Annotated in this window: 11 protein-coding genes and 6 pseudogenes; 12 read left to right on the top strand and 5 right to left on the bottom strand. The window is 58.4% G+C overall.

All coding sequences use genetic code 11. From position 1 onward, the window contains the following. The 5 genes and pseudogenes from A9K68_RS28565 to A9K68_RS28545 all read left to right on the top strand — a co-directional run bounded on the left by A9K68_RS28565 (nucleotide 1) and on the right by A9K68_RS28545 (nucleotide 5997). Complete coding sequence (locus tag A9K68_RS28565) at nucleotides 1-882, top strand: 3-hydroxybutyryl-CoA dehydrogenase (protein ID WP_065009165.1); 882 nt, start codon at nucleotides 1-3, stop codon at nucleotides 880-882. 111 nt (nucleotides 883-993) lie between these two features. Beyond that, nucleotides 994-1145 (top strand): annotated as a pseudogene (locus A9K68_RS32040) (electron transfer flavoprotein subunit alpha/FixB family protein); the annotation flags it as partial. A gap of 75 nt (nucleotides 1146-1220) precedes the next feature. Next, nucleotides 1221-2071: pseudogene (gene purU / locus A9K68_RS28555) on the top strand (formyltetrahydrofolate deformylase). Between the two features lie 333 nt (nucleotides 2072-2404). Next, nucleotides 2405-4060, top strand: coding sequence for an MFS transporter (locus A9K68_RS28550; RefSeq protein WP_065009166.1), 1656 nt, complete (start codon nucleotides 2405-2407; stop codon nucleotides 4058-4060). Nucleotides 4061-5262: 1202 nt separating this feature from the next. Continuing rightward, nucleotides 5263-5997, top strand: coding sequence for an autoinducer binding domain-containing protein (locus tag A9K68_RS28545; RefSeq protein ID WP_065009167.1), 735 nt, complete (start codon nucleotides 5263-5265; stop codon nucleotides 5995-5997). Nucleotides 5998-6251: 254 nt separating this feature from the next. Here the strand turns inward: A9K68_RS28545 and A9K68_RS28535 are convergent. Then, a pseudogene (locus A9K68_RS28535) lies at nucleotides 6252-6524 on the bottom strand (hypothetical protein); the annotation flags it as partial. Between the two features lie 193 nt (nucleotides 6525-6717). Between A9K68_RS28535 and A9K68_RS32035 the strand changes: the two are divergent. Further along, nucleotides 6718-6858: a hypothetical protein gene (locus tag A9K68_RS32035; RefSeq protein WP_245430172.1), complete on the top strand. Its 141-nt coding sequence runs from the start codon at nucleotides 6718-6720 to the stop codon at nucleotides 6856-6858. Nucleotides 6859-7453: 595 nt separating this feature from the next. Here the strand turns inward: A9K68_RS32035 and A9K68_RS28525 are convergent. Together A9K68_RS28525 and A9K68_RS28520 are read right to left on the bottom strand one after the other, a co-directional pair. Then, nucleotides 7454-8137: an NADAR family protein gene (locus A9K68_RS28525; RefSeq protein ID WP_065009168.1), complete on the bottom strand. Its 684-nt coding sequence runs from the start codon at nucleotides 8135-8137 to the stop codon at nucleotides 7454-7456. A 3-nt stretch (nucleotides 8138-8140) separates the two neighbouring features. Continuing rightward, on the bottom strand, nucleotides 8141-9127 hold the full coding sequence (locus tag A9K68_RS28520; protein WP_141246639.1) for a hypothetical protein: 987 nt from the start codon (nucleotides 9125-9127) through the stop codon (nucleotides 8141-8143). Between the two features lie 2231 nt (nucleotides 9128-11358). Between A9K68_RS28520 and A9K68_RS28505 the strand changes: the two genes are divergently transcribed. Continuing rightward, on the top strand, nucleotides 11359-12084 hold the full coding sequence (locus A9K68_RS28505; protein ID WP_065009189.1) for a LuxR family transcriptional regulator: 726 nt from the start codon (nucleotides 11359-11361) through the stop codon (nucleotides 12082-12084). 315 nt (nucleotides 12085-12399) lie between these two features. Here the strand turns inward: A9K68_RS28505 and A9K68_RS28500 are convergent, their stop codons facing one another. Continuing rightward, nucleotides 12400-12681 (bottom strand): DUF2285 domain-containing protein, encoded by a 282-nt coding sequence (locus tag A9K68_RS28500; RefSeq protein WP_065009171.1) that lies wholly within the window; start codon nucleotides 12679-12681, stop codon nucleotides 12400-12402. Between the two features lie 116 nt (nucleotides 12682-12797). Here A9K68_RS28500 and A9K68_RS28495 point away from each other — a divergent pair, with 116 nt between their 5' ends. Continuing rightward, a complete protein-coding gene (locus tag A9K68_RS28495) occupies nucleotides 12798-13031 on the top strand; it encodes a helix-turn-helix transcriptional regulator (protein WP_082982464.1) in 234 nt (77 codons plus the stop codon). A gap of 8 nt (nucleotides 13032-13039) precedes the next feature. Here the strand turns inward: A9K68_RS28495 and A9K68_RS32030 are convergent. Further along, nucleotides 13040-13372, bottom strand: a pseudogene (locus A9K68_RS32030) (integrase); the annotation flags it as partial. Nucleotides 13373-13441: 69 nt separating this feature from the next. On the opposite strand from A9K68_RS32030, the pseudogene A9K68_RS28490 reads away from it, so the two are divergent. The 4 genes and pseudogenes from A9K68_RS28490 (at nucleotide 13442) to A9K68_RS28475 (ending at nucleotide 17601) form a co-directional block, all read left to right on the top strand. Continuing rightward, a pseudogene (locus tag A9K68_RS28490) lies at nucleotides 13442-14396 on the top strand (DUF1403 family protein). 2 nt (nucleotides 14397-14398) lie between these two features. Then, a pseudogene (locus A9K68_RS28485) lies at nucleotides 14399-14871 on the top strand (SMC-Scp complex subunit ScpB); the annotation flags it as partial. 733 nt (nucleotides 14872-15604) lie between these two features. After that, complete coding sequence (locus A9K68_RS28480; RefSeq protein ID WP_065009173.1) at nucleotides 15605-16612, top strand: ATP-grasp domain-containing protein; 1008 nt, start codon at nucleotides 15605-15607, stop codon at nucleotides 16610-16612. 56 nt (nucleotides 16613-16668) lie between these two features. Further along, nucleotides 16669-17601, top strand: a complete 933-nt coding sequence (locus A9K68_RS28475; protein WP_065009190.1) for a LysR family transcriptional regulator — start codon at nucleotides 16669-16671, stop codon at nucleotides 17599-17601. Nucleotides 17602-17622: the final 21 nt, after the last annotated feature.

Below are 17622 nucleotides of genomic sequence, written 5' to 3'. Positions count from 1 at the left end.
ATGGTTGGAAAGATCACGAAAATCGGCATCATCGGATCCGGTCAAATGGGGAGCGGTATTGCCCAGGTGACTGCGCTTGCGGGCTACGATGTCAAGCTCTATGACATCTCAGAGGTGCGTGTCGAACAGGCGATCGCCGAGATCAAAGAGCATCTGGCGCGCCAGGTCGCTGCCGGAAAGATCGAGAAGGAGGAAGCGCGAGAGGCGCTAGTACGAGTATCTCCTGCTGCCGCGCTTGAAGAATTCATCGAGGCGGAGTTGGTGATTGAGGCAGCGACAGAGGATGAGACAATTAAACGCAAGATTTTCCAGCAACTCTGCCCTGTATTAAGCCCGTCGGCGCTTCTCGCAACCAGTACCTCGTCGATCTCGATCACTCGGCTCGCGGCGGCGACCGACCGGCCGCAACGCTTCATCGGCATCCACTTTATGAACCCTGTACCGGTCATAAAGCTTGTTGAACTGGTGCGCGGCATTGCCACAGGGAAAGCGACGTTTGATGAAGCACAGCGCTTTGTCGAAAGTCTCGACAAGACGTTCACCGTGGCAGAAGACTTCCCGGCCTTCATCGTCAACCGCATTCTGTTGCCGATGATCAATGAGGCGATCTACACGCTCTATGAAGGCGTCGGCTCAGTCTGTGCAATCGACACGGCCATGCGGCGCGGCGCCAACCATCCGATGGGCCCATTGCAGCTTGCTGATTTCCTCGGCCTCGACACGTGCCTTTCAATTATGCAGGTGCTCCACGAAGGCCTCGCGGACTCGAAATACCGTCCCTGCCCACTCCTCGTGAAATATGTCGAGGCTGGCTGGCTCGGCCGCAAGAGCGGGCGAGGCTTCTATGATTATCACGGCGAAAAACCAGTTCCAACGCGCTGAATGCGGAGCATGAAGATCGTAGTTCCGGTTAAACGGGCGCACGACATCAACGTCAAGACCGAGGAGCCGGCCGTTGAAGCGTTTCCTTGAGGAGTGGAAGGAACGAAAAGCATGGCCATTTTTCTTGTTGCCGAACCCGAAAAGCAGACCCTTTCCGATCAGACCACCAAGGCGTTGACTGCCGCCTGTAAGATGGCCTCGGAGTTGACGTGCTGATCGCCGGCGAGGGCGCCAGGGTTGCCGCCGAAGCCGCCGCCAAGCTGAATGCGTGCGAAATAGTCGGTGACCTGTTCCAAATCCTGCCCGAACTATTGAGAGCGATTTGATCCGAAGGTACAATGTCTCAGCTCCAGATCCTAAGCCTAACCTGCGACGACCGGCCCGGCATCGTTGCGGCCGTCGCTACCAAATTGAATGCACTCGGCGCCAAGATTGCCGAAAGCAGCCAGTTCTGGGACCGCATCAGCAATCGCTTCTTTATGCGTCTGGCCATTGAAGGAGACGAGTCGCTTTCGACCGCGTCAACCGAGCGTGCGCTCAAACCGGCAATCGACCGCTTCGGTTTGTGTGTTCACACCGTCGATGCGCGTCGTAGACCGAAGATCATCATCATGGTGTCGAAATTCGACCATGCGATGCTTCATCTGCTTTATCAGATCAAGGTCGGTTGGTTGAACGCGGACGTGGTCGCGATCGTCTCTAACCACGACGACAGCCGTGCGGTCGCCGAGCGGGAGGGACTCGCCTATCATTATTGGTGTGCAAGGACAACAAGACTGAGCAGGAACAAAAGCTGCTGGGTCTTGTACGAGAAACTGGCGCGGACCTGGTGATCCTGGCCCGGTACATGCAAGTCCTGTCCGACGATTTGTCAATCCGCCTGTTCGGTAAGCTGATCAACATTCATCATTCATTCCTGCCCTCCTTCAAGGGCGCAAAGCCCTATCATCAGGCTTATGAGCGCGGTGTGAAGCTTATCGGGGCGACCGCGCATTACGTGACGCCCGACCTCGACGAAGGCCCTATCATAGATCAGGAAACCGAGCGCGTAACGCATGCGATGAGCGCAGAGGATTTTATCGCGACGGGCCGCAACATTGAAAGCCGCGTCCTGGCGCGGGCCGTCAAGTTGCATCTGGAACGGCGGATCATGCTCAATGGAACTAAAACAATCGTATTCTCAAACTGACTGAGCCGCAGCGATGAGAACCACTTCAGAGCCTTTAGCGCGCTGGTTTCTGGGCGGGTGATCAACCTCTGGATCAGATGGCAACCTGATTGCTTAGTTAACAGCGATCTAGAAGCGAGATGGTGAAGGACAGTAATCAGTATTTGACTGGGTTGTGCTTGAGTGGCGAAATTCGTCACAGGCGCGCTTTGATTTATTATCCCGGAAAATATTCGTTTGCCACGATGCTTCGTCGGCCCAGAAAAATTCAGCAATGGAAATGGTCAGCCTGATCCGTCGTCATGAAGGTGTTCACCCGAGCGCGCCCCGTACAATGCAAAGGCTTGAAGCGAGATGAGCACCGGGCCGCACGTGGATGCCGACGCGGCAACGCCAACCACCTTTTCACCACTCAGGAATCAGACGTTTCGCTCGATCTGGCTGTCCACCCAAGTCTCCTCCCTCGGCTGGATGATGCACACTGTTGCCATCGGCTGGCTCATGGCCACGATCTCGACTTCTGATCTGATGGTCGCGCTGGTTCAGGCGTCATCCACGCTGCCCGCCTTCATACTGTCGGTATTCGCCGGGGCTATGGCCGACAATCTCGGCCGACGCGGTGTCATGCTCGTCGGTCGGTCGCTGATTGCGGCAGCATCGGCCATACTGACTGCTCTCATAGCGCTCGGCTTTGTCGACCCGTGGATCATCCTCGGCGTCAGCTTTTTGATTGGATGCGGCTTCGCCCTCAACGATCCAGCCTGGCAGGCGTCAATTGGCGATATCGTCGAAAGGCGCGACATTCCGGCTGCCGTCACGCTCATCAATATCGGTTTCAACACCGTCCGCAGTGTGGGCCCGGCTCTCGGCGGCGTCGTGGTCGCCTCGTTCGGGCCTCTGATCACTCTCCTCCTGAGCACGCTCAGTTATGTGGTGCCGTTGGGCGTCATTTGGCGCTCCAAATGGTCCGTTCGATCCTTAGCGCTGCCCCGCGAGCGGATGACCACCGCGATCTATGATGGTGCGCGTTTTACGGCGATTTCGTCCGAAATCAAGGCAGCGATCACACGCGCGGCCCTTCTCGGTCTAGCGGGCATCGCCATTCTCGCGCTGCTGCCTCTCGTTGTTCGCGATCATTTGAACGGCGGTCCCCTCGACTACGGTGTCCTGATGGCCGGCTTCGGGATCGGCGCCTTTTTCGGAGGCATCACCGCCGGTCACTTCAGACGGCTCATGTCCCAGGAATGGCTGATCAGACTTGCATGCCTTGCTTGTGCGGTGTGCTCAATGTCCCTTGCCGTGGCCCCTTCAATTGCGGTGGCGGCGACAGTACTCGCCCTTGGCGGCGCGGGTTGGGTGATTGCATGGTCCGGACTTGGCGTGAGTGTGCAATTGGCAAGTCCCCGGTGGATCGTAGGCCGCACCATAGCGATTTACTATGCCCTGACCTATGGCGGGATCGCGGCCGGCAGTTGGGTGTGGGGCGCGGTAGCCGAGAACTATTCATTGACAGGGGCGCTAATGGGGTCTGCTGGCGCTCTGGTGCTGGTTGCCGGAACCGGGTTCCTGTTGCCGATCCTCGAGAACCAGGAAACGGACCACGATCCCCTGGGAGGATTCAAGGCACCAGCGGTCGCCGTCGACCTCAGGCCGAGAAGCGGACCGATCGTCGTCAAGATCGAATACCAAATACCGGGCGAGAACACGAAATCATTCCTGGCCCTCATGCATGAACGCCGCCGCGCCCAAAGTCGCCTCGGTGCCCGGCATTGGACCGTTGAGCGAGACCTTCAAGAGCCTTGCCTATGGACCGAGAGTTTCCGCACGCCAACCTGGACGGATTACCTTCGACTGAACCATCGGCTCACCACAGCTGACAAGGAATTGGACGACCGTCTCCAGGAGCTGCACACGGGGGAGCATCCCCCTCGGATGAAACTTTCGATCGAGCGTCAGGCCGGACATCCCCGCAAACCCGATCATATTGCACCCTTCATAGCGCGAATTTGACGTCGGCTGCATCCCGGGTGAGCGCGTTGCCATCCTTCGAAGCAACGTCGCGACGGTGAGCAAGCCCCGTTCGGATGGTTCCCTAGGAATACACCTTCCGAGGAGTAACATAGTACTCCGACTGAACGGGTGGCAGGGCAAGAGGTCTGAGGATGAAGTTCAATTTTTCAATGGCTGGCAAAGGACAGAAAGGCGTCGGCGCCGTCATCTCCACCTCGATCCATGCAGCGGGCCCGACGAGCGGAGTCGCCGCAAAAGCGATTGGGAAATAAGGATGAAACCGAACCAGTCGGGTTGGTGGAATTCGAGGGAGTTCTATCGCAGCCTCGTACAGTGTTTTCCCCGAGGTGGACGTTGGGCTGGGCGACGCGTTTCAGCTTGATGTATTACGTGATGCCTAGACGAACAGTTCGGTTGCGTCGTTAGCTGCAGGCGAGCTTGGGAATCGATCCTTGCGGCCTTATCGTTAACAAACCCGTCAAATCGAATTCTCCGATCCCATTATCGGCCCTGGAGAAGCGATGAACGCCCCCGGCATTGGTTTCAACGGCGGTTGACGCCGATTCCGCGAATTCGTCGGTTAAGCACGTGCATTCCCGCGAAAATCAGGCGAGTTACCGGGTATGGTGATCTGCAATAGGCGGCTAACCGAGTGTTCTCCGCTGGGGTGACGAGACAGCGACAATGAGCCTGACCAATTTGGGAACCAAGCAGAGGGTCGAAGCCGAAACCACCTATCGCGCGCTCAAGGCGGAGGGCCCGATTTGATCTTGTCAGCGTCGCTGGAAGCGTCGGTCAATGCTACAGGACGGACCGTATGGTGACCTGACCGTCAAGAAATAGTTTTGCTGCAACTGTCCCGGTTCCCCAACTACCGCGATGTTTGTGCGGCACGCCCTGCTGGCGCGCACCTCCCCGCCGGCAGGGCGAAGTTTTTCGGCCAATGAGGCTCAGGAGGGTGGTTGATGACCAACATAGCAGCTGCCTAGCAAACCTCTGAGGGGACTTTTCGCGGACCGGATGGAGGCGTGCCGCGGGGCGCTATGCTGCAAGCGTCGCGGGCGTTGAGGGGGGACGTTGTGACGCGCGCGATTATCCTGGGGTCATCGGCTGCTTCGTGCACTGCTGATTAGCCCACGGTATGCACCCGAATGGCGATCTGCAGCACGAGCAACAGGGATTAATCGCGTGGGGCGAACGACATGCAAAATGTCTTCGAGATATTGCAGGAACAACTGTCCGCGAGCGTCGATGAGGCTGATTTCCGCGAAGCAATGGCCACTGCGATCTCAGAATTTGACCTCCTCGCCTTTGCCTACCTCTCATTGCCGTCCCAACCTTCTGACAGGCCCCGACTGATCTCGAACTATTCGGTGTCTTGGACGACCCGGTATCTTGAGAAGCGCTACGACAGCCTCGATCTTGTCATTGATCGTGCACGCTATGGCGGATATCCGTTTCGATGGGGTTTGGGTTTCAGTGACTTTGAAATTTCCCATGCCCAGCAAAGGCTGTTTCATGAGGCAGCCGAGTTCGGCATCTGTTGCGGCGTAACGATCCCGATCATCGATCCCCGACGCAATGTTGCGGCTATGACCTTTGCCGCTGACGAGCGTGATCGGTCGTTCTTCCGCGTCAGGGAATCCTATGAGGAGGGTCTGCGGTTTTTCGCGACCTGTTTTCATATGTTCGTTCAACGGAAGCTCGCTGTCGTTCGAACAGTGGATGGTGTGTCGCTGACGCCGCGCGAATATGAGTGCCTTCAATGGGCCGCGAAGGGCGAGGAGTTTGCCGACGACCTGCATGCAATGCATCGCCTGCACTACCGCGTCTTCAAGGAGAGACTCGATTGGGAGGTGAGAGGCGGTGGCGGCTACAATCGATTCATTCGACGCCTCGCGGCCGCGCTACCTGCTGCTGCGCGGCGGACCGCTTGACCGGATCGAAGAGCCGCAAACCATTGGAGTCACCCGCGCCCTGGCAGGCTGTCTCGAAGTCCCACCGCCAATGCTCCAGGTGATGCACCAAAACGGCGGTATTGGCGGTCCAGTGCTGTGGGCGCCGGTGCTTGGCCAGTTGACATGATCACGCGATGAAGGCGGGCAGGGGGCACATGCCCATATCTGTAGCGCCAGATGCCGATCAGGACTGGCAGAAAAGACGTGTCAATCCGCGCCGTATTCAGCCGCCGAAACAGGTGCTTGCTGCCGGTTGTCACCATCCAGTTCGCCCGGTCGATATGGCTGCGAACAGCCTTGCGGGCGCGGACCGGTTCAAGGACCGGATCGATGCCGAGAATCCGATCGGCCATCTCCTCTATGCTGGCATTGTAGGCGCAGGCGTCGAGAATGCGCAGGTAGATGCTGCGATGCTGCCTGTCGTAGCTCGTGATGCTGTCTGACCAGGGGACTTCGTCGCACAGCGTTGAGCTCAGAGTCTCATCCGTCGTGGTTGGTTGATGCATGTCTGCCGCCTACCTCGTGTTGAGCGCTGGAGCCAACACAACATATCCCAAAACGGGATAATCCGGAACCGAGATTAGTCGCTGAGCCGGTCTTTACCTGACCGGTTCGCCTGCATGCCCAAATCGCCCCGCCACCAGCGGTTTCTGTCCCAGCTGCTTTCGCTGCAAGGCCAAAGGCTTGAGCTAGGCGCAGGTGGCTGAGAAGCTCGGTCGTCCGCACCCCTTGGCCAAGTACGAAGGCGGAGAGCTGCGTCTCGAGATCATTGAGTTTCTCGACGTCACCGCGGCGTTTGACGCCGATCCCTGCGAGATTCTGTCCAGCCTGCGATCGTAGCAGGCGCCCGCGCGCCTGACGGTGCTCCGGGTCCACCGAGCCCGCTTTCTTAGGCAAACTCAGGCGGTCTCGGCCATCCGGCTTCGCCCCCTGGCGCAGGCAGCCTGTCGGCTGCTGCCGGTCGCGAGTCATCAGACCCGCGCAATTTCTTTGTTGGCCTTTCCCGGCGGCGCGCGGTGGGCGGCACTCCCTTCTAGACCCGCCGCGGCATCCCGCAACCCTTCGCTTATCGCTTCGGGTCCTCCGCTTCGTTCCGGTCCTTCGGATGCGGTGCGCCTTCGACGGCGGGCCTTTCCGGTCACGTCTCGCCGCCCAACCACTCACGGGCAGGCAGCACGCGAGATTGGGATCGAGCGCCGCCGCACCCGACCATGGGAATTCCGGGGAAGGCGCGGAATTCAAGAGCGGAGGACGAGACGGTGCGTGCAAACATCATCACACGGCTGGACCATAACCGCCGGGGCAGCAGCTCGCGTCGAACAAGACAGCTTCAAACCCCCAGCGCTTTCATAAGTCCAGACACGGCCGCGATGGAAAAAGACGCCGCGATGCCAGCAGTCCCCGAACAAACCCAGATGCGTCATGGATAAGTGGGCTAAAGTAACACCCCCTGTGTGGGCTTTTTGCTAGATTCTTCAGCTGTCGATTGAGTGATCTTGTCTATAGTGTCCGCTGAATCCGCCCGACTATGCGCCTTGTGGGGTATGCGCTTTAAGGTCGGAATTTGCCGACCTAGAAGCACGAAATGCGGGATGTCGAGCGGTAGCACCTCGTCGATCCGATCCGGGTCGCTGCGCACGACCTCGCGTAGCTCCATCAAAAGCCTGCCCAGCACATTACGGCCCGCTAGATGATCGTCTTCTGCTGCCTTTGCGCCCCAATAGTCGTCTTTGCGCGAGTCCTCAACTATAGGTCGGTCACCCGTCGCCAGCAGAAGCCCCGAGAAGGTCTCCCAGTTCTGCGCCAGCTTCACCCGGAGACACCAGCGCATCACCTGAACTCGGATATCCTCCCAATCCGGCCGGGAATCATTGCGATATGGCTTGGATTTCATCTTGGCTGTCATCGGACTGGTTTCGTCGATGACCATCCGCTGGATGTCTGGTCTATGTGGGAACCTACACGCTTGATAGAGTGCTTCGGATGTGCGTATCAGCTGACCCAGCATTGTGATCGGAAATCCAGGCGCCATGTTCGATAGGCCGCCGAAATCCTCAGTCGTCTTGCGGAAGCTGATGACTTGATCGCGTTGATAGCTTCGAAATTCGGCTTGGACCATGAGCTAGTTCGTCTTCCTGGGGAATAAAGGATACCATGGATCGCCCGCCCATAACACCAGAGGGGCGTTGTTAGGGCAATTGCGATAGGTAACTATCGTTGACCCGAACCCGATCGTTCCCATTATGCTATTTCCCAAGGGCCGCATATAAATGTTCAGGTAGGGGCACATGGCCCGCACTTTAACGCCGGCCATTAGAAATTGCTGTTCAAGAAGCGCCCGACCGTTCTCAGAGGAGAAAAACCCCAAACCTCCGACCTGCCCGGGCGTTCGAAGAACCGGTTCCGAATTTAAGCTTTGCACGTAAGCTACCGTTGCGGGATCGGCGGGGATCACTGTAGGCCGCAGGACGTCGGAGTTCGTCATATAGGCCTTCCGATCCTCGATCTGGAATACGCGCCACCAGGTCACGTTGATAGTTTTACCCGCTTCCTTGGCCGCGTCGGCGATGTCTTTGCCTGTTCGCCATTGGCCAAGCGAATGATAGGCAATCGTCACTATGGCGAGTTTCGCTTTCTGCGGGGCCGCCTCCCTGATCCATTTGACGATATCGTACTTAATCCGCCCACCAGAGAACAAAACGTCATCGATGTACAGAAAGGTATCTGGCGCGTTACCGCCGCAGTCGGCAATCCTCAAGCCGCAGGTATTTTGCAGCGCCTTGTCGAAGATCGACAACATATCCTTCTGGCTATTTCCCGCCGTTTGAAGCTGCAATACCTTAACGTTTTTCCAGAATTCTTTGGGATCGCCGCTTGTAAGTTTCTCGTTGACGGCGATCCCCGATAAGAAACTGGCAACATTCTTGCGGGTGAAATAGGTTGTGCTAAACACATGTCCAAGTTCTGCAAGGATTGGCTCCTGGGACGCCTCGGGAAATTGACGAACCCATTTATTTACATGGGCGGTGCTCATCGATGCAATCTCGCCCGCGCGAAAGTCCGCAATCTGTTCGACTACTCTCCCAAGCAATTCTTTGCGTGTCGTCACCCCAACCTCCCTCGCACCGGATCAGTTTCCCATCTGCGACTCGCAGCGCAGTTGCATACAATGGGCGGGTCCGACCATCGGTCGAGCGGACGGCTTGGTCAAATGTGATGTTTATATTGGCGTCATCTGGCTTTTAGATGACAGAGCGCCTTTTCGATTGGTTGGCGACGAGCACAGTTGCGCCAAGACGAGACGGCGGTTGTGTATCCGTCTCAACGTGGTCGCGCTCAGCCGCAGGTCCCGATTTGAGCCAGGTCCAAAATTTTTGATGCGTCCGTCCGCTCGTTTTCAAACGCGGATGTAGGGTGCGACGCTGTGGGCGCCCTGCGCTTACGCCACTCGAGAGGCCTGGAATGGAGCAATCGGCGCGTTCGATTAGCCTGTAACGTCGGACACCAACGCTAAGACAACGACTTTATGTTTTGATGGATATGCCGGCTCAAATAATCTATTGCGGCCGGATCTCGCTGCACATAGTCGCAGAAGCTCGCGATGCTCCTTTTCGGCAGCGAGAATTCCTTCGAATGCAACATATGGCTCTCGAATAAATCGAACGGTTCGTGTGTTATTCCTTCAATTTCCGATAACGTTTCCGGTCGATTTGCACAAAGATATAAGCCCTTATGAAATTCCCAATTCATTTTCCCGCGTTTTGAGACGTCCTGCGAGCGATCACTCTTTTCCAGTTCGTTCAAGACTTCCTCAGCAGCTGACGCGTCTGCTTTTCGTAAATTTGGAAGTGCGTGCGACAGAATGTTGCATTCTAGAAGAAGCCTTAGTTCTAGAAGTTCGATAAGGTTCTCACGTCCCACTCAAATGACAGTGGCGCCCTTATGTATTCTGAGCACCACCAATCCCTCCGCCTCCAATTGCCGGAGTGCCTCGCGAACTGGCATTCTGCTTACTTACTCATACTCTTCTGCGATAGTCTCTTGCACAAGAGAGTCGCCCCCCAGGAATTCTCCCCTAAGAATCCGCTCTCACAAAGCCTCGGCCAGCATTTCAGGTAAACTTTGTCTTTTGATTGGAAATTTTGCTCTAGGCCTCATGAGAGTTGCCAATCTTCATTTTAACACCGCGTGTGTGGCGCCCATCTCCGCCAGAGCGCGTTTCCAACGGCTGTATTGAAAACGCTTGGTTCTGCCCCGGACCGATGTGTCTGCTAGGGATGGATACGAAATCCCACAGTTGCTACGCGGCCTCGCAACGCAATAGGCCTGTGATGGCCCGCGGACGAAGAAGCTGACTAGGCGAAATAGCCCCCCTTATGTGAAACCTTGCTCAAGGGGAGCGCACGGCAATCCTGGGCTTGGCGGGCGATCTCGAGCCTTCCGACGGCATTCCGGCCAAAACAGTCGTCGCGTGACAGCGGCAGGAAGGAATGTCGCATCGCAGGGCGGGCAGCGTGGTGTGCCCGTTTTCGGCCAACGTCTTTCTCGACCCCGGGCTTGATTTATCGTAGACGTCTACTTGGATTCCGATTTGAGGCGCTCGGCGATCGACGGCGGCCCAATGCTGCCCGCCACCACCGGGTCATTCCACGCTCCATGTCTGATATTGGTCCTTCGCCTGTCGCTTGCTGGTCTTAGGCAGGTGCATTAGGGCCGGCGCTCTACAGTCCGAATCTCCCCACATCATCGGCGCCATCGCAACGGAACATTGGCTCAGCATGTACCATTGTTAGCGATTTGCGATTGCAAAGATTTTGTAAAATTTAGAATGCCTAAGCCGGCCAGTGGCTTGATGATCGGCTGGCGCACACATGCGCTCACAATGCGACCGGCAAAGAATCAGCCCAGCTGGCAGATGCGAACGGGTTGCCTGTGCGCGCCAAACATAGTCATCGGAGGGGTTAAGTAGTTAACACGGTCCCGGGCGAAATTTGGGCTATCATGCCGCTCCACTCGGTTGAAGTGCTGATATAGTGCCACGCATCTGACGCTCGCCCCTGAGCATCAGTCGAGGGATCTAGACTAAAAATGCAGCTTAAGCTCACAGTCACGGCTCGGCAACAGGGCTTAGTCCTCAATGGTGGCGAGGCCGCGCCGGACGGCGCCTGCGAGCCCTTCAGAGCGCTTTTGAGAATGAGGGCGATTGCGGCGCGTTCGCGCCGAAGGTTTGAGAAAGAGATGATCTGCATATCCAGATGGCGCCTCTAGGTTTCGACATCTACGTCGTCTTCACATGATACGTTGCCGGAGAACCAAGGAAAGCTGCTGACAAGGGCAGACATGCAAGCTGTCTTCGAGAGATTCTTGGAACGGCTTTCAGAAAGCGTCGATGAGGCTGATCTCTGCGGCGCCCTGGCCGACGTCGCCTCTGGACTCGATCTGCTCACTTTTGCCTACCTCTCCTTGCCGCCAAGGTCTGATGGCAAACCCACGCTGATCTCGAATTATCCGGCGCCCTGGACAGCCCGTTATCTTGAGAACCGATATCAGAGTGTCGACCCCGTCATTGTGCGTGCACGCGGTGGAGGATGCCCGTTTCGTTGGGGATCCGATCTGAGCGGCGAGGAGCCTGCAGGGGCTCAGGTGTTCGAAGAAGCGGCGCAGTTTGGCATCTGCTGCGGCATGACGATCCCGATTGTTGACCGCCGAGGAAATTTTGCAGCGATAACGTTTGCCGCTGACAAGCCCGACGCTGTATTTTTCCGCGCCGCAGGACGCCACGAAGAAGGTCTCCCATATATAGCGACCTGTTTTCATATGTTCGTTCGCCGCAAACTGTCCGCAGATCGAATGATCGATGGTGTCTTGCTGACGCCGCGCGAATATGAGTGCCTGCAGTGGGCAGCACAAGGCAAGTCCGATTGGGAGATCGGCTGCATCCTGGGGATCACGCGGCGCACCGCCGCCTTTCATCTGGGCAATGCCCGCCGGAAGCTTGGGGTGACGACCACCCGGCAGGCAATAGGGCGCCTAGCCCGTTCGGGTTTCGGTTCACTGACAAGTTAGCTTCACGGTGCGCGGCGGCGTTGAAGCGTCGCCTGTTGGCGCTCAAATGCCTCAATGCCCTTGCGCTGCCTGCCCCTTGTTTCCGCCGAAAAACCTGGACCCCGATTGAACGTCGTTCTTCGGGGCATCGACGGATCGCTCGCCGGACCTTCACATCGCGAGATCGCTGAAGTGCTGATCGGGGAAGTCGGGTCCACGCCGACTGTTCGGATCCTGGCGATCACCTCAGCATTCGGCGCGTCTCTCCGGCCGTGCGCTCGGGAATGGGGGCTATCGTGAGTTCTTGCCTGAAAACGTGACAGGTCCAGCCGTGCGTCAGCCGCCGAACAATTCCTTGTAGCCGGTCGTTACCATCCAGTTCGCCCGGTCGATATGGCTACGAACAGCCTTGCGGGCGCGCACCGGTTCAAGGACGGGGTCTATGCCGAGAATGAGTTCGGCCATTTCCGCTACGCTGGCATTGTCGGCGCAGGCGTCGAGGATGCGCAGGTAAATGGTGGAATGCTGCCTGTCGTAGCTCGTGATGCTGTCTGACCAGGGGACTTCGTCGCGCAGTGTTGAGCTTTGAGTCCCATCTGTTCCCGTTGATCGATTCATGTCTGCCGCGAACCTCGCATGTTGATCGCTGGATTCAAGACAGAATATCCCAAAATGGGATAATCCGGAACCGGGATTAGTGGCTGAGCCGGTCTTTACCTGACCGGTTCGCCTACATGCCCAAATCTCTTCGCTCTCCCCGCCACAAGCGGTTTCTGGACCAGCTGATATCGCTGCGCAAGGCCAAAGACCTGACCCAGACGCAGGTAGCTGAAAAACTTGGTCGGCCGCAATCTTTCGTGGCAAAGTACGAGGGTGGAGAGCGACGTCTCGATGTCATTGAGTTTCTCGACGTAACTGCAGTGCTTGACGCTGACCCGTGCGAGATTCTGTTGAGCCTGCGAACGTAGCTGGCCCAGCGGCACCAGCTCCCGAAATGCTTCCAGTCGGTGGCGTAGGCGCGGCGGGTGTTGGCCGAGCTCCCCGCCTCGACATAGTCGCGGGCGCGGCCGGCAAGCGCGTCGAGATGCGCCGGCAGGCGGGGATTGGCGACGGCCGGGAGAGGAGAGGGCGCTTCGGCCGCCGGTTCGTCCGGCGTCCTGCCCATCTCCAGGACGACGTCGATGATGTCAGGGAGATCGCCGGCATCAAGCGCGGCGGTTTCGGCCGACGGCTGCGCGGCCAAAATGTTATCCCCGGCGCCCGTGCTGTGGGGCGGCCCGGAAGTTCGCTCGGCGTGATTTTTGGGCATCTGCTCGACCGTGCGTTTTGGCGCGAAGTTGATGGCATAAAGCGCACGGGCGCTTTACCCTCCAAAACTATGATTCGCCTCGATCCCGGGACCGCCAACTCCTCTGCGCCGCCCTCCGTTCCGGTGTGGGCGATCACAAGCGCCGGCGCGCCGAGCGACGGCGACGCCGCCTTCCACGCCGGCGCCGCCCTGGGTGCCCTCGACACGCTTGCCCGCGGGCAACCGAGCTGGGCCGGCGTCTGGCGCCAGCGGCTGGCGCTGAAATGCGCCGCCGCCAGCATGCGGCTCGCCGGTCGCGCCGAGGGTGAAGCCGCATTGCGCGATGCCTGGCACTTGCGCCCGGTCGGCGCCGATCCCGGTCCCGCCGGCGCCATCCTTGGCGCCTGGCGGCAGCTTTCCGTGCAGCCGCCCGTCGCCAACTCCGACCGGCTCGAAAAAATCGTCGACCAGCTGGGCCTGCACTGGGACGGTGCTGCGCTCGCCGCGCTTTGCGTGGAGATCGATACTTTGGCAGGGTCGCAGCGGCCGGCGCCGTTCGCCGCTGCGGCGATCGCCGCTCGCGTCGTCGCGACGCGACCGGATTGCGAACTTCTTGCCTGGTGGCTCGCCGACCTGGTGCTGGCGCAAAGCCTGCGCTGGCCGCGGCCGCTGCCGCTCCTGATGGCTCAGGCCTTTGCTCCGGCTTTTCGCGATGAGGCCGGCGGCAAGCGCATCCGACCTGCGGACAAGAGTTTTGAGCGCGCGGTTTGCCTGGCGCTGGTCAAAGCCGCGGCGGAGGCCTGCCGGTTGGCCGCCGAGCTGTCGCGGCGCGCGGAGCGGCTCATCGCCGTCGCACCGAAGCTCAGGGCAAGGGGGGGCGGGCGATGTGATTCAAGGACTGCTCGACGAAGACGCCGTCTCCGGATCGCTGACGACCAAAAGCCTGTCGCGCTTTGCGGCTCGCCGGCTGTTCGAGCGGCTGCAGCAACTGGATGCCGTGCGCGAGCTCTCTGGCCGCACCACCTTTCGGCTGTTTGGATTGTAGGGATGAGCCAAGCGTCCGCCCGCCGCAAGCCGAACGACCAGCCGGCGCTGCTCGACACCGAGCTCGAGCACCTGCCGCCGGAACTGCGCTGGCGTGAATGGATGGGCCGCGTCGAAGCGGTGATCTTTGCCGCCAGCGAACCGGTGACACGTAGTGTCCTCGCGCGGGTGGTGGGAAGAAACTGCAATATCGAGCTGATCATCGACGACATTCGCGCCGAGCTCGCCGGCCGCGCCCCTATGAGCTGGTCGCGGTCGCCGGCGGCTGGCAGCACCGGACCAGAAAGGCTTTTGGCGACGCCATTCACGCAGCCTTCGGCACGGCAGCGGGCGAGGGGGCAAAGGAGGCAAAAGAACTGTCGCAGGCGGAGGCGCTGGTTTTGATGTGCATTGCCTATTTCCAACCGATCACCCGGGGTGAGCTGTCTTCCTTTTTCGGCAAGGAGGTGACGCGCGATTTAATCGGCGAGCTGCGTCAGCCCAATATCGCCTTTGTTCGCCTTGCGCCAGGCGACCTGGGTTCGTTAAACGAGCGCGCTTAAGCTGTCGATTGCGCGATCCCGCCAACAGTCCGACGCCGCATCAACAGGCAAAAGAGCCAATTTTCGATGGTCTGAGCGAGATATGTAAGTCAGCTAGCTCCACCACGTCAGATCCGAACGTCGAAAATAGCTCGATCAAGTCATCTTGCCGGGGCTGGCTAAAGGCCAATCGATAGGTGGCCAGAGACTTTTTCAGATTCTCGTAGCGCTCTACCTCCGACTAAACGGACGGATCAGGACCAAGCGCTCGATCTAAGCGTCGCCAGGGTAGACCCAGTAGGGCACGATATCGCCAGCACGTCCTGCCGCATCACGGCTCGGATCATAACTTCGACCGCCAATTGATCCGCGATCGATGCTGAGATTCTTGTAGTGGCCCCGAACGTTATGGCACTTGGCGTCATCCAGGTTCGCATGTCGTCCAAGAAGTCGCCTCAGCCGGCCGCTTCCTATCATGTTCAGCCGTATCCGATTGAAGACGTCTTTGTCTGAGTCACGACACACTGAGCTGCGAGTATTACCAACCCGGCACGAAAATCAGGCTTCCTCTTTGTTTTCACAAACCTCTTCGGTGGCACGCAAATTGCATGTGACTGTGAAGGCGCGGAGTCTACAACCAAATCCGAGCCGATGAACTGACGCAGCGAAACATCAAAGGAGTAGCCTCATGCGGGTAGCCGTCGTTTGGAACCACGATCATACGGGCGTGATCAATCGGTTCGGTCAGCCCCGTCCAGAGGGACTTGGCTGCGAGAAATTCGATGACGTGGTGGCGGCACTGCAAGAGGGGGGCCACGAGACGCTGCTGTGCGAAGGCGATAAAGGACTGCTCGCTACGCTCGAGCGGTTCATGCCCCCCGATCCGCAGGCCCGCCCCTCGGGAATGGTTTTCAACATGGCGGGAGGAATTCAGGGCGAGTGCCCTTACACCCACGTTCCGGCCATGCTCGAGATGGCGGGCGTTCCCTACACCGGATCGAGCCCACTCGGGCATGGGCTGGCGGTCGATAAGGTCATCAGCAAGAGGCTCTTACGCGATTGCGGCGTGCCGACGCCAAACTTTCGGGTCATGCGTCGCGGCACCGAGAGTACCGACGACCTACGCTTCCCAGTGGTAGTGAAGCCGCGCCACGAAGACGATAGCTGCGGATTACAGCTCGTGCACGAGCCCGCTCAGTTGAGTCAGGCTGTGGAAGCGATTGTCGCGCAGTATGCGCAGGATGCGCTTGTGGAAGAATACATCGAGGGTCGTGAAATCTGCGTTGCTCTGCTTGGAAACGAAGAGCTCGAGGTATTTCCCCCGGTGGAGATCGACCTCGGCGAAACTGGCCTTTTTACTCGGGAAAAGAAGAAGAACCTCGCGGCCGCGAAGCGGCCGATGATTTGGCCGGCACAAATCGCGAGCAGCCTTGCGACTTTGCTGCAGGATATTTCGGTTGCGTCCTTCCGTGCCTGTCAGTGCCGGGACTATGCCCGCCTCGACCTCCGGATCGATCGCTCCGGCCGGCCGTTCGTCCTGGAGATTAACTGGCCGGGGCTCAGCATTCACTCTACTTTTGCTACAGCCGCAATTACTGCCGGACACAGTTACTCAAGCTTGATAAATCGAATCCTCCATGTCGCCCACATGCGCTGCTTCGGAATTGGCATCCCCCGGCCATGTTGGACATCTTGAAATTGTCTCAATGGCGGGTTGGGTGTGAATGCCCAGGAGACAAACCAGGCGCCCTCTTGGGCAATCTGGGCGGCCAAAACCTGAGCTGGAACCTCTTGCGCAGTTTTTGCATCATCGCTGAAGAGAGGAGCATCACGGGCGCCGCAAAACGTCTTCACATGAGCCTGCCATCCGTGAGCCTTGAGTTGCAAAAACTCGAAGATCAACTCGACTGCAAGCTCGTCTTCCGCGACCCTCGCCATTTTGCGCTGACATTACGTGGCGAACAGATTTATCAGGAATGTTCCGAGATGTCCCGGTGCGTTGACCGAATCGGCATCCTCTCTCTCGACGGGAGCGATGACGAATTCGGAGAGCTGAAACTCAGCATGGTTACTCGGCTACAGTCCACGCTCGTAGACGAAGCACTCCGGCTATACCACCAGCGATATCCGTCGATCACTTGGCATATCGACATCAAAACCTCGCTCGACATCGTGCGACAGATTTCAATGGACAAGGCTGGCATCGGCATCTGTCTTTTGACAAAAAAAATGCCGACGCTGCGATGCCGCCACTTATTCCGCGAGGATTTTGGCATATTTTGTGGCGCCGAACACCCTCTATTCGGAGTTCAGGAGGTAAATGTCCGCAGGCTTCAACAAGAGCCCTTCATTGCCTTCGATTGCACCAATGATGGGAGCGGATTCGAGCCGATGATCTTTCTGCGAGAGGGCCTTGGTCTTGGACGTCGGGTTAGCGGATGGAGCCGCGAGCTCAACGAGGTGCGCCGCATGCTGATGTCGGGTCTGGGCATCGGCCTTTTGCCCGTTCTCACCGCCCACGACGACGTGGCCCAGGGGCGACTGTGGCCGTTGCGGCTGTTCGATGAGCCGCTCGGCGCGGATGTCTACCTCATCTCCTCCAACTTGAGCTCGCTGACTCCTCCGGAACAAAAATTTGCTGACCTGATTGACGATCTGCTGGGCCTTTATCCGGAGATGACCTGAAGGTGTGGCACCCAGCAATGC

Source organism: Mesorhizobium sp. AA22 (assembly GCF_001672375.2).
Lineage (GTDB): Bacteria > Pseudomonadota > Alphaproteobacteria > Rhizobiales > Rhizobiaceae > Mesorhizobium > Mesorhizobium wenxiniae.
Note: the sequence above shows the minus strand (reverse complement) of the source record. Positions and strands in the feature narration are given on the sequence as shown.

Bases quoted from the DNA above. Each gene is read 5' to 3' on its own strand.
- A9K68_RS28565 (WP_065009165.1), top strand. From the start codon at position 1: ATGGTTGGAAAGATCACGAAAATCGGCATCATCGGATCCGGTCAAATG.
- A9K68_RS28550 (WP_065009166.1), top strand. From the start codon at position 2,405: ATGAGCACCGGGCCGCACGTGGATGCCGACGCGGCAACGCCAACCACC.
- A9K68_RS28545 (WP_065009167.1), top strand. From the start codon at position 5,263: ATGCAAAATGTCTTCGAGATATTGCAGGAACAACTGTCCGCGAGCGTC.
- A9K68_RS28525 (WP_065009168.1), bottom strand. From the start codon at position 8,137: ATGGTCCAAGCCGAATTTCGAAGCTATCAACGCGATCAAGTCATCAGC.
- A9K68_RS28505 (WP_065009189.1), top strand. From the start codon at position 11,359: ATGCAAGCTGTCTTCGAGAGATTCTTGGAACGGCTTTCAGAAAGCGTC.
- A9K68_RS28500 (WP_065009171.1), bottom strand. From the start codon at position 12,681: ATGAATCGATCAACGGGAACAGATGGGACTCAAAGCTCAACACTGCGC.
- A9K68_RS28495 (WP_082982464.1), top strand. From the start codon at position 12,798: ATGCCCAAATCTCTTCGCTCTCCCCGCCACAAGCGGTTTCTGGACCAG.
- A9K68_RS28480 (WP_065009173.1), top strand. From the start codon at position 15,605: ATGCGGGTAGCCGTCGTTTGGAACCACGATCATACGGGCGTGATCAAT.